Origin of the sequence: Streptomyces sp. CB03238, assembly GCF_002099185.1 — a bacterium.
Lineage (GTDB): Bacteria > Actinomycetota > Actinomycetes > Streptomycetales > Streptomycetaceae > Streptomyces.
The window spans coordinates 1-12,117 of the sequence record NZ_NBCN01000020.1; the positions used below are offsets into that span (position 1 = coordinate 1).

The 12,117-nt window shown below is 68.2% G+C and carries 7 protein-coding genes and 2 pseudogenes; all 9 read left to right on the top strand.

The annotated features are described in order from the left end of the window. Nucleotides 1–1,993, top strand: a pseudogene (locus BKD26_RS29445) (hypothetical protein); the annotation flags it as partial. Between the two features lie 20 nt (nt 1,994–2,013). Further along, nucleotides 2,014–2,304, top strand: a complete 291-nt coding sequence (locus BKD26_RS29450) for a hypothetical protein (RefSeq protein ID WP_084904419.1) — start codon at nt 2,014–2,016, stop codon at nt 2,302–2,304. Between the two features lie 845 nt (nt 2,305–3,149). Next, a pseudogene (locus BKD26_RS29455) lies at nt 3,150–3,378 on the top strand (MmcQ/YjbR family DNA-binding protein); the annotation flags it as partial. Nucleotides 3,379–3,586: 208 nt separating this feature from the next. Next, complete coding sequence (locus BKD26_RS29460; RefSeq protein WP_084904422.1) at nt 3,587–5,206, top strand: extracellular solute-binding protein; 1,620 nt, start codon at nt 3,587–3,589, stop codon at nt 5,204–5,206. A 71-nt stretch (nt 5,207–5,277) separates the two neighbouring features. Beyond that, nucleotides 5,278–6,177, top strand: coding sequence for a sugar ABC transporter permease (locus BKD26_RS29465; protein ID WP_084904425.1), 900 nt, complete (start codon nt 5,278–5,280; stop codon nt 6,175–6,177). Continuing rightward, nucleotides 6,161–7,084 carry a carbohydrate ABC transporter permease gene (locus BKD26_RS29470; RefSeq protein ID WP_179166753.1) on the top strand — a complete coding sequence of 308 codons (924 nt, stop codon included), beginning with the start codon at nt 6,161–6,163 and terminating at the stop codon, nt 7,082–7,084. Before BKD26_RS29465 ends, BKD26_RS29470 begins: the two co-directional genes overlap by 17 nt. A 193-nt stretch (nt 7,085–7,277) precedes the next feature. Then, a complete protein-coding gene (locus tag BKD26_RS29475) occupies nt 7,278–10,535 on the top strand; it encodes a DUF11 domain-containing protein (protein ID WP_206603733.1) in 3,258 nt (1,085 codons plus the stop codon). A gap of 125 nt (nt 10,536–10,660) precedes the next feature. Then, nucleotides 10,661–11,344: an SUMF1/EgtB/PvdO family nonheme iron enzyme gene (locus tag BKD26_RS29480; RefSeq protein WP_206603734.1), complete on the top strand. Its 684-nt coding sequence runs from the start codon at nt 10,661–10,663 to the stop codon at nt 11,342–11,344. Nucleotides 11,345–11,355: 11 nt separating this feature from the next. After that, nucleotides 11,356–12,105: a hypothetical protein gene (locus BKD26_RS29485; protein ID WP_084904428.1), complete on the top strand. Its 750-nt coding sequence runs from the start codon at nt 11,356–11,358 to the stop codon at nt 12,103–12,105. The last annotated feature ends 12 nt before the right edge of the window (nt 12,106–12,117 follow it).

Genomic DNA, 12,117 nt, shown 5'->3' on the forward strand with positions numbered 1-12,117 from the left:
GGCGGCTGCCGAGGCCACCGCGCACGCGGCACGCGCCAACGCCGCCGCCAACAAGGCCGAGGCGGCCGCCTTCGCGGCGAACGCCGCGGCGACCAAGGCCGAGGCCGAGGCCGCCGCCACCCGCGCCGCCGCGCAGCGGGCCAACGCCCGGGCGGCGGAGGCCACCGCGCAGGAGGCCCGGGCCGGAATCGCCGCCCACGAGGCGTCCCGGCTGGCCGGGATGGCCGCCGTGCACGCCAACCAGGCCCTCCAGGCGGCCAACCGCACCCGCGACGAGGCCGACGGCGCCACCCGTGAGGCGGCAATGGCCCGCCTCCAGTCCACGATCGCGGTCCAGGCCGCCACGTCGGCCCGTACCACCGCGGCCGGCATCGCCGACCCGGCCAACACCGCCATCCTGCTCACCGCGCCGTTCACCGGCACGGACGTCGACGCCGACTTCGCCGTCGAGGTCGCCAAGGCCGCCCAGGCGATGGGCCAGGCCGAGGTGACCAAGGCCGAGGCGAGGGCCGCGGAGGCGGTCAAGGCGGCCGAGGCCGCCGAGGCCGCGGCCAAGCGGGCCAACGCCCAGGTGGCTCCGGCCTTCAAGGCGGCGGCAGCCGCCGCCCGTTCCTCCGCCGACGCGGCACGCTCCTCGGCCGCGGCGATGAAGTCCGCCGCCCAGGCCGCAGAGGACGGCGCCAAGGCACGGGCCGCCGCGGCACGCGCCAACGAGGCGGACGCCCAGGCCCAGGCCGATGCCAAGCTCGCCCGCTCGGCCGCCAACCAGGCGTTCGCGGACGCGGCCGCCGCCCGCAACGCCGCCACCCAGGCCGAGGCCGAGGCGGCTCGCGCCCGGGGCGCCGCCGCCGACGCCGAGAACCAGGCGGCCGCCGCCAACAGCGCCGCGAGCCTGGCCGAGAAGGAGGCGAGCGTCGCCCAGGGCGCCGCCGCCCAGGCGGAGAAGGACGCCGCCGACGCGAACACGTTCGCCGAGTCCGCCGAGAAGCACGCCACCTCCGCCGAAACGGCCGCCAAGAACGCCGGCACCTACGCCAAGGAGGCCGACGAGGCCGCCAAGAAGGCCGAGGAGTACCAGCGCGAGCTGGAGCGCAAGGAGCGCGAGGAAGCCGCCAGGGGCGGGAAGGACGTCTCCGGCGGCGACCTGACGGAGGCGCAGCGCAAGGCGCTCGAAGCTGCCGGCATCAGCGTCGCGGAATTCGAGGCGGCCAGGGCACTGGCGCAGAAGGACCTGCTCGACTACCTGAAGGAGAACGGCGGCGAGCTCCTCGTCGAACTGTTCGCCGAGGACATCAAAGAGTGCTGGGACGACCCCGACGTCGGCATCTGCATCTGGGCCATCATCCAGAACCTCGGCCCGGTCAAGGCTCTCAAGATCGCCAGCAAGCTGCCCAAGATCGCGAAGGCAATTGCGGGGATCGACGAATTCCTCGACAAGACGGCCAAGGCGAGGAAACTCGTCGACAAGGGCGAGAAGATCATCGAGCGGGCCCAGGCCGTCCTCTGCCCCACCAAGCCCAAGCCCAAGTCCGCCCAGAGGGCGGCCTTCATGGCGGCCCCTGCCTCCGGCGGGGGAGGATTCGACGGTTGGGACGGCTGGGACGGCTGGGACGACTGCGAGTTCATTCCCACCGGCCAGAACCTCCCCGAAGGCGGCATCGAAGTCGCCCTCGACACGCTCGCGCTGAGGAACCTCCGGGACTACCACTTCGAGGGCGGACGGATGGTCACCGACAAGAAGGGGCTGTTCAACTCCGACCTCACTCTCGGGGACCTGAAGGACATCTTCAACGGGGCGATCACCGACCAGGGAGGGTGGAAGCACGCGAGCGGCGGCTCCGCCTACCGTGAGAAGAACGTCTGCCTCGACCCCAAGAAGAAGTTCGGCAAGTCTTCCAGGCAGAGCGGAGAGCAGGAGACCCACTGCCTCACGATCGTGGTGAGTGTGCACGGAGACCTGGTCACGATGTACCCCATCCTTCCGACGAGCTGAGACGAGAGAGGAGACCCGGCATGGGTCTGGGAATGCGGCGATTGAACCGCGCGCAGGACGTCGTCGAGCAGTTCGACGACGACGCGGAGGACACCTTCCTCGCGCTGTGCGGCCGAGCGCCGGACACCAGTCTGCGGCGGGGCATCTCGCCGTACGACCTGACCATGTTCAACACCCCCCAGCTGGAGCGCCTCGTCGTCGAACTCGAAGAGCTGCCGGAGAACGAGAAGACCCCTGTGGTGAGACGGGTCATCGAGGAGGCCCACGAGGCGATCCGTCGCTCGGGCTACCTGTTGTTCATCGGGGACTGAATCGCTGCGCGCGGAGGGTCCGGCAGCTTTCGCTGCCGGACCCTCCTTCCTGTGAGGGAGTAGATGTAGGCAGCGGCCCCTTCGCCGATGGCGGGATCCGCCAAGAAAATGTCCCACGGAAAAGGGGAGGGCAAGCGTGGCTGAAGGGGCAAGAAGGACGGACGGCCGTGTACACCTGCCGTATCGTGAAGTCGACGTCGCTGTGGTCGCCGCCCGCCCGTGAGGCCTGGAGGTCGAATCGGAACACAATGCCCGTGGCTTCGTCGACAACACCAAGAGCCCGGCGTGGCCGTCCCGCGACCAGCATGCTCCGGTCGGCACCGTCCTGCGACGTTCTGGCGCGACTCCTTCCGGGCGGGTGCCGCCTTCCGGTGGGCGCGGTTCATCGCGACCGGAGACCGGCGAGTGCGAGGCAGTCGGCCAGGCCGCGCGGCACCGGCCCGACACCTGGGCGAAGCTGACGGCGAAGGACGCCTGCGGATTCGTCGACTCGTGGCCGGTGGGCTGGGCCGCGGTCGTTGGGGAAGCGCATGCTGCGGAGATCCGGGCTCGGTGGGGGTCCCGGTCCTGACCGGTCCGTCGCCGGCGTCGCCGCAGTCCCTTCCTCAGTTTCGATGCCTCCCTATAGACCAGCTCGAGGACATGTTGAGCAGCGCAGCGACTTCAGAAGTGTCCAGGAGGACGGGCTCGACGCCTACAGCGCCTGCGCGACGAGTTGAAGGGAAGGGGCGCATGTCGGCCACAGGAATCTCGACTCCCCGGAAGACTCGCCCGCTTCCGCTCTTTGCGAAAGGGCGCGCACCGTGATAGTGGACGCACCGAGGAGCTGGATGGCACCTGCGATCTCGGTCGCGGTGCGCTGCCCGAAGGAGGAGCGCGATGAACTGGTTCTCGCCGAGCCGCACAAGTTCTGGATCACCGACCATGAGGCATCCTTCGCCTGGGTGCGCGTCCGGCTCGCGGCGCTCGACGACGTGGAGGAGCTGCGTGCGATCCTGACGGACTCCTGGCGTCAGGGCGGCCACGCCGAGGCTCTTGGAGCAGCATCCCGAGCTGCGTGTGACAGAGAAATAGTCCATCTGCCTTGCGGTCCTGTTGCTCCATTCGCGACAGCTAACGCAGGGTCTGCCCATGTCCTTCGAGGGGGACGAGGGGTCGTGACCCTCGCCGCCGTGGCGAACCCGTGAACGTCGGTCAGATGAGGGACCGTTCCCTCACGCGGCCCGCCAACTGCGCCTGCAGCAACGGCTTTGTGTGAATTCGGTCACTGTATTGACAGTGGATGGAGCGCGGACCTAGGTTCACGTCCAGCCAATTGAAACGTTCCAGAGCGTCGTTGGGCACCACTCCCGGACCGCACAGTCGCGGGGCCAAGAAAGGTGTACACATGCTCAGATTGGGTTTGAGCGAACGATCACGCAGCGGATTCCTGCGGTCGCGAGGTTCGGCCGCGGTGCGCCTGACCGCAACCACCGCAGCCCTGGCGTTGGGCCTGACCGCCTGCGGTTCCGGCGGGGACGATTCGTCGTCCGGGGATACCGTGACCATCACCCTGGAGGGCCCGAACCAGTGGAGCGAGAGCGGTTCGTCGTTCGGTAAGCCGTGGGAGGACCTCGTCGCATCCTTCCAGAAGGCGGAGCCGAATATCAAGGTCAAGACTGTCGTGCTGCCGCTGAACAGCTTCGCGCAGACGATCTCCACGCACCTTGCCGCCGGTACCGCACCAGAGTTGGTGTTCAGTCAGGTACCCCACAAGCCGCACATGGTGCACGCCCTCGACGAGTACCTCGCGAAACCCAACCCCTACATCAGGTCCGGACCGGGTAGCGAGAAGTGGGCCGACGCCTTCCGCAAGCGCTACTACGGCCTCGAGAATCCGGCGCTCCGCAACGCTGAGGGCAAGCTTGAGTTCGTGCCCTTCAACCTGGCCGGGACCGGGTTGTTCTACAACAAGGAGGCGTTCGACAAGGCCGGAGTGACGGGGCCGTTCAAGACCTTCGAGGACTTCATCGATGGGTGCGCCAAGCTGAAGGGAGCCGGCTACACACCGCTCGCGATGGACCGGTCCGACCTGGGCCCCGATTGGACGATGACCGCGATCAGCGGGATGTTGCTCGACAAGCACGTCGATCGGCTCAACGTCTACACGGCGGACGGCAAGCCCGGAAAGGCGACGTCGGCGACGGGCGAACCCGTCGTCACCAACAAGTCGCTCGCCAAGGCCGTGCTCTCCGGCGATCTGACGCCGAAGACGCCCGAGGCCGTCGAGTCGCTCAAGCTCCTCAAGAAGGTGTGGGACTCCTGCGTCGACAAGCAGTGGTCGGGCAACACCGAGGGGCTCAACGGTGCCGTGGTCGGACTGCGTGACTTCGCGGCCGGCAAGGCCGGCATGGCGTGGGGCGTCAACTTCGGTGTCACCTCCTTGCAGGACGTGAAGTTCGACTTCGCCAGCATGCCGTTCCCACAGATCACCAAGGAGTCCACGCCGCTCGCCAATGGCGCTCCGGCGAGATTCGGGGCCGGTGTCGGCGGCACCAACTACATGATTCCGTCGACCGTCAAGGGCAAGAAGCTCGAAGCCGCCGTGAAGTTCCTGCAGTTCGTCAGTTCGCCGGAGAACGTGCAGCCCTGGCTGAAGGCCACCGGTGGCATCCCCGCGGTCGAGGGCGCTTCCGGCGCCGACGAGACGAAGATGTTCGCCGAGGGCAGCTGGGGCGAACCGGTCCCCCTGGTCATGCCCATCGGGCCGCCGGGTGTGACCAGGCTCAGCCTCGTCGATGGCTGGCTGCTGGGCACGAAGTCACTGCCGGAGCAGCAGCGTTACCTCCAGGACCTGTGGATCAAGGGGCAACGCCAGGCCGTCAAGGACGGCACGTGGGGGAACGAGCCTTGGGCGAAGTAGAGACCGGCGGAAACAGCGGGCGGGCGACTCGGCCGGTACAGGACGAGGCGCGACACTCGGAAGGGGGAGTGATGGCGAGGGGCTGGAAACGCTTTCCCTGGTTTGCCTATCTGGCCCTCATACCACTCTTCGCGACGCTGGCCGTGTTCGCCTACTACCCGGCGGCAAGCGGGATCTGGCACTCGTTCTACGAATGGCGGCCGGGCTTCGACTCGCCCTTCGTCGGACTGGACAACTACAGGGCCATGCTGGACGACGACCTGTGGTGGCGGTCGTTCCGCAATCTCGGCGTCATCTTCGTCTTCGGTATCACCGTGGCGTGGGCGATTCCGCTGCTCGCGGCCGAGCTCATCATCAGCCTGAAGAGCAAGCGAGCTCAGTTCTTCTTCCGCACCGCCCTGATCGCGCCCATGGCGTTTCCCGGAGTCGTCACGGTCCTGCTCTGGGCAGCGATGTACGAACCCAACAACGGCGTCATCAATCGCGTACTGCGAGCCGTCGGACTTGACGCTCTGGCACAGAACTGGGTGGGCGATCCGCAGTTCGCGCTGCTGTCGCTGCTGTTCATCGGTTTCCCGTTCGTCGCCGGACTTCCGTTCCTGGTGTTTCTCACCACCCTGCAGAACGTTCCGGCCGAGGTGTTCGAGGCGGCCGCCCTCGACGGCTGCGGCCGGCTGCGGCGGCTCTTCGCGATCGACCTTCCGCTGATGGCGAGCCAGCTCAAACTGCTGGTGTTCCTGGCGACGATCAACGTCCTGCAATACGGCTTCGCGGCGTACCTGCTCACCGGAGGCGGACCCGACAACGCGACCGAGGTGCCGGTGCTCCGCATGCTCGGAGTGGCGTTCCAGGGCAGCGAGTGGGGCTATGCCGCCGCGCTGTCCACCACGCTGTTCGTCATGACGATCCTCCTGAGCATCATCATCGTGTTCGTCAGAAGAGAGGACCGGGCCGATGTCCGTCGACTCTGAGGTCCAGCTCCGCCTGCACAGCGCCCCGGACCGGAGTGAACCGGGGCGAACCGCGGCGGGGCCGGCCACGTCGCGCGGACGTCGGCGCGGCAACCAGCTCGCGATCAAAGGCGTGCTCAGTGTCATCGCGTTCGTCGGGCTCTTCCCGTTCCTCTTCATGCTCATGACGTCGCTGAAGACCAACCAGCAGTACTACGAGTCGTGGTGGTTGCCCAGCCTGCCGTTCCACTTCGACAACTACGCCAGGGCCTGGGAGCAGATCCAGCCGTACCTGGTCACCTCAGTGGTCGTGGCAATCGCCTCCAGTGTCGGAGCGCTCGCGCTGTGCATGGTGGCGGCGTTCGTCTTCGCCCGTTACGAATTCTTCGGAAGGAACGTGCTCTTCGGGCTGGTCGCGGTGCTGCTCATGGTGCCGGGCATCTCCAGTCTGATCCCGATGTTCGTGCTCATGCGCGACATGGGGCTGCTCAACACCCGCATCGTGCTCGTCATCCCGCACCTCGTAGGCGGCGCGGTGCTCGGAACCCTGCTGATGAAGACGTTTGTCGAGCAGCTGCCGCAGGAGCTCTTCGACGCCGCGCGCGTGGACGGCGCCGGCGGGCTGCGGATGTTCTTCTCCATCATGGTTCCGTTGTCGCTCCCCGTCGTCGGAACCGTCGCGTTGGTGACCGTGATCGGCGTGTGGAACGACTTCTTCTGGCCCTTGCTCACCGTCACTGAGAACGATCTGCGCACCGTGTCGGCGGGTCTGCAGTTCTTCCAGACTCAGCACGCGACGGAATACGGTCCGCTGTTCGCGGGATACGCCATCGCGAGCATCCCGCTGCTGTTGCTCTTCGTGTTCCTGTCCAAGCATTTCCTCGCCGGAATGCAGGGCGGGCTTGCGGGCGGCGGCACCGGAAAGTAGACCCCGGCCTCGGCTGATCAGACAGCCGAGTGGGCTGCGGAACTGTCCGCGACGCCCGGCTCGATGGGCCGCTCGTCCAGCCAGGGAGGTGCCCGCACCGAAGGTGTCGCGGCGTCGCGCCGGCCGAACGGCCACCCCCGCCGGCCTCGCGGCCAAGACAGCTCCAGCCGGCCTGAAACGAAAGGACCGCACCATGGGCACCAACGGCATCGGACGAAGGCAATTCCTACAGTTCGGCGCTATCGGCACGGTCGCCGTGCTCGGCAGCGGTTTCTTCCGGGTCACACCGGCCGGTGCCGCGGAGCGCGCTGACACCGGGCCCTGGGAGTTCGATTCGGCTCGTGGCTTGTTCATCCAGCCGATCACCACCACCGGCACAGCGGTGGGGTGGGAATTCAACAAGGACGGCGACGCCGAAGGATGGACGGCGGCGAAAGGCCTGGCGCCGTTCGTCGTGCGCGGCGGCACACTCAGCACCAGCGTCAACGGCTTCGACCCCTACATGACCGCGCCGCCGTTGAACCTCAACGGCATCCGCGACCGCATCCTCCGGTTCCGGATGCGGGCGACCGCCGGTGAGAGCATCTCGGTCTACTTCGCCACCGACAAGTCCCCGACGCTCGGCGTGGACAAGCTGATCGAGATACCGATCAAGGCCGACGGCGCGTTCCACGAGTACACGGTGGATCTCGCGGCGAAGAACGCGCTGTGGCAGCAGGGAACGGTGCGGGTGTTCCGCCTGGACCGGGAGCCGCCGGGCGCCGACGGCGCCCAGATCGAGTTCGACTACATCCGTATCGAACAACTCGGGGCCAGGATCGCGGTCGCGCCACTGATCGTACGGCCGGGCTCGGTTCGCCCCGGCGAAGAGGTCACCCTGGCCGTCCAGCTGTCCAACGTCGGCGGCGAACCGTCCACGGCCTTCCCCGCGAAGATCACGCTGCCGAGCGGGGTGTCCCTCGTCACCGGTGGCGCGACCCAGCAGGCTCCCGTCATCGCACCCGACGGCAAGGCTCAACTGCTGTGGACGGCGCGCCCGACGGTCGACGTACCCGGCGTGGCCACGTTCGACATGGAGGTACCCGGCAGCCGCCAGCAGTTCGGCGCGATCCTGCCCATCGTCCCGGTGCCGCCCCCGTCCGCGCACTGGTGGCCCAGCGGTGTGCATGTCTTCCAGGACCAAGCAGGGCATGTGCACCTGCAGAACAAGAACGTCCGTGCGATCATCGTTCGCGGATCCGGCGGTTATACGCAGCTCCTCCTCGACGTCCGGACGGGCCAGGAGTGGAAGCGGATGGCGACGTCGCAGCCGCTCAGTTACCTCGTCGGTCCGGCAGCCGACGGCGTCCGGCTGATGCCGATCGTCCCGGACACCGCTCAACTGGCAGCTGACGATGTCGTCTTGACGGGGCAGGTGACGGACGCCGACGGCGTGCGATGGTCCTCGCAACTGCGGCTCGCCGTCAGGCCCGTGTCCGACGACGCCGGCTCAGCCGCGCGCGCCGTCCAGGCCACGTACTCGATCACGCCCGATCGTCAGGCGAGACTGCTCGCCTTCGGCGGCCCCTCGCTCACCGCCGGCGAGGGCAGCTTCGGCAAACCCAAACACATGGGGCTCTTCCCCGGGCTGGAATGGCTCGTCGCGGGAGAGAGATCGTCGAGCACCCTCGATGTCTGGCCACCGGACAACCTCCGTATCGCACCGCATCCGTTGAGGATCACGGTCCCGGTGATGGCGATCTCCGGCGGCGGGTCCACCGTGTCGGTCGCCTGGGACACGAACCAGCAGTGGGACGGCCAGAACCGGTACCCCAGCGCACGGTTCGCCTCACCGAACTGGCTCGCCGGGCAGGCCAACCATCTGCTCTCGCTGTTCGTCCCGGCCGTTCCCCACCCGGTCCCGGAGAACGCGCCATGGGCGACGGCACCCTATTCCGCCGCGGCCGGCCGGCCGCTGTCCGTCAAGGCCGATTTCATCGTCAACCCCTCCGACGACGTCCTCACCGCCGTCGAGGACTGGTACTCGCTGCATGGCGTCCCCCAGCCCGGCACGATGCCATTCAGCTGGGAGGACGAGCTCGCCCTCGTCCGGCACGCCTACCTCAAGTCCTTCTGGGATCCGGAGGTCAAGGGGTGGGCGGCGTGGTCCGGTCAAAAGGCACTGCAATACGTACCGTACGGGGTGAACCTGCATATCGCCGGACTGTTGACCACGGACGCCAACGAGCGCACGGCCGTGTTCAACAGGGTGCACGAATTCGTCGTCAGCGTCCTCACCAACAACGGTCGCAGCGCGCTCGGCAACACGGACGGCACGTACAGCGGCTGGTTCCACGCGCCGTTCTACCTCGGCAACCTCGAAGGCGCCATCACCGAGTTCGAGAAGAACAGGGACGCCAGAATTCGCACGCAACTGCCCTCCGGCGGCTGGGCCTTCAACCCCAAGGAGGCGGAGGACGAGATCCTGGGTGAACGCGGAACCGAGATCATGGGCGTCTCGACCGTCCACGCCCAGGGCCTCCTGCGCTATGCCCGGCTCACCGGAGACGCCGTCGCCCATCAGGCGGGTATGCGGGCTCTCCACTTCATCGAACAGTTCAACGTGCCACGCGCCGTGGGTGTCTGGGAAATGCCCATCCACACGCCGACGCTGCTGGGCTCCGCGTACGGCATCGGTGCCTACACCGAGGCGTACCGGCTCACCGGCGAGACCCGGTACCTGAACCGGGCCGTCTACTGGGCGCGGACCGGACTGCCGTTCCTGTACGCGTGGTCGGCGCCCGACCGGCCGTACATGCCGTACGCGTCCATCTCCGACTACGGCGCGACGATGTTCACCATCCCGTGGTTCGGCCGACCGGTGCAGTGGGTGGGCCTGGTGTACGCCTACTTCCTGCTCAGTCTCCTCGACGCCACCGCCGACCCGAGCTGCACCAAGCCGTTCCACCTGCCGGCCGACATCGGCGGGTTCCCCTGGCGCCGGATGGCCGAGGCCATCGTGATCAGCGCGCTGCACCAGCAGCGGACCACCGAGCCGTACAAGGGCGGCTACCCGGACAGCTGGCTCCTGGTCCCGAACACACCGGTGAAGGACTTCGACCTCAACCCCGACGACATCCTCAAACCCATGGTCATGCTTCTCGGCCACCCCGTCGACGTGCAGACCGCGCTGATCCACCCGAACACCCGGATCTCCACCGCCGCCGACGTGCTCGGCGCCGAGCGCACAACATCGAGGCTGACCGCCAGGCTGGGGTTCTTCCCGGGGCACGTGTCGCAGCTTCTCATCACCGGGATACCCACCCCGCGTTCGGTCCAGGTCGACGGTCGCGGTCTCGGCCCGGTCACCGACCTCGACGCCGCACCGGAAGGGTTCAAGCACGTCGCGAACGGCACCACGTTCATCAAGATGCGCCACGCCCAGCAGTCGACGCTGACCATCGACTACTAGAGCGGGCGAACGAGACCCGAGCGTGCCGGAGGTGCGACCGCCGCCTGGGACGCCCTACCCCTCCGGCCTTATGGACCGGACGCGAAGGACCGAACCCTGTGGGTCACCGTACGAGGAGGAGCACTGTGCCGAGCAGCGAGTTGGAGCTGGATCTGGTCCCCATCCCGCCGGGAACCGCGCAGACCGGGACGCTGAGCACGCAGGTCGAGGCCCTGGCCGAGCGTTTCGGAGTGCACCCGTCCTGGTTCGACGGCGAACTGCCCGGCGCCCGGATCGAGCTGCCCGCGTACGACATCGGCCGCACGCCCGTCACCAACGAGCAGTGGGCGATCTTCGTCGCAGACGGCGGCGGCAGGGCACCCGACTGGTGGCAAGGACCCACCCCGCCGGAGGACTTGGCCGACCACCCCGTCACCCACGTCAACCTGCACGACGCCCAGGCCTTCGCCACCTGGGCCGGTGTGCGCCTGCCGTCGGCGGCGGAATGGGAGCGCGCCGCGCGGGCCGACGCACACCGCGTCTTCCCGTGGGGCGACGAGATGGAGCCGTCGCACGCCCACTACGGCGCCGATGGGACCGCCCCGGTGGGATCGCTGCCGGCCGGAGCCAGCCCGTTCGGTGTCCTGGACCTGTCCGGCAACGTCGCCGAATGGACCGCCGACCAACCCGACCCCGCGACCGCGATCGTCAAGGGCGGCAGCTGGGTGACGACGGTGCCGGCCAACCTGCGGGTGGCCGCGGTCGGGCAGTCGGGCTGGGCGCTGAACCGCACGGACTACATCGGCTTCCGCGTCGCGCGAAGCCGCTGAGGAGTGAAACGATGAAGTTCGAGCCCATCGCAGGGACCATGAGCGCCTGGCTGAGCGAGGTGCCCGCCTTTCCCGGTGCCCGCTTCTCGCTCGCTTTTCCGGAGGCCATCGGCGATGCCGCATCCGCCGTCTGGTACACGACGCTGGTGCCGAAGTGGGAGCAGCAGGAGGCCCGTACATGGCGGGCCACCGGACGCCGACCCGGCGAGCTGGCCTACGAGATGACGGTCGACCTGTCCTTGGACGACGCCGTCGTGGTGTCGTACACCTTGGAGAACGAGAGCGACCGCCACTGGGAGAACGCACTGGCCTTCAACTGCCTGTCCTGCGGCGGTGCCCGGGACGTCAGGGACCACGACTGCGAACGGCACTTCACCGGCATCGCCGGCGAACCCGTGCCCCTGCTCTCCGTCCCGCGCCGGCACAGCACCCGACCCACCGTGCAGTTCTACTCGACCGCCGGCGCGCCCCCCGCGACGGACCTGCCGTTCGTCTCCGCCTTCCACGCCACGCCCGATGTCGTCCTCGACCCGTGGGTGGCGGTGTGCAGCCGCGACGGCAGCCGGACCGTCGCCACCGTCGGCCGTCCGGCGGCGTTCCTCTTCCACAACAGGGAGTACTCCTGCATCCACGCGGCCAGCGGCTTCGGGGCCATCGCGCCGGGAGGGTCCGCCACCGCGGGCAACGACATGTTCTTCCTCGACGCGCCGCCGGCCGACGCGCTGACCCGCATTCGCTCCTCGCTGGAGGTGGGGGTATGAGACTCCCGGTGA

Bases quoted from the DNA above. Each gene is read 5' to 3' on its own strand.
- BKD26_RS29450 (WP_084904419.1), top strand. From the start codon at position 2,014: ATGGGTCTGGGAATGCGGCGATTGAACCGCGCGCAGGACGTCGTCGAG.
- BKD26_RS29460 (WP_084904422.1), top strand. From the start codon at position 3,587: ATGGAGCGCGGACCTAGGTTCACGTCCAGCCAATTGAAACGTTCCAGA.
- BKD26_RS29465 (WP_084904425.1), top strand. From the start codon at position 5,278: ATGGCGAGGGGCTGGAAACGCTTTCCCTGGTTTGCCTATCTGGCCCTC.
- BKD26_RS29470 (WP_179166753.1), top strand. From the start codon at position 6,161: ATGTCCGTCGACTCTGAGGTCCAGCTCCGCCTGCACAGCGCCCCGGAC.
- BKD26_RS29475 (WP_206603733.1), top strand. From the start codon at position 7,278: ATGGGCACCAACGGCATCGGACGAAGGCAATTCCTACAGTTCGGCGCT.
- BKD26_RS29485 (WP_084904428.1), top strand. From the start codon at position 11,356: ATGAAGTTCGAGCCCATCGCAGGGACCATGAGCGCCTGGCTGAGCGAG.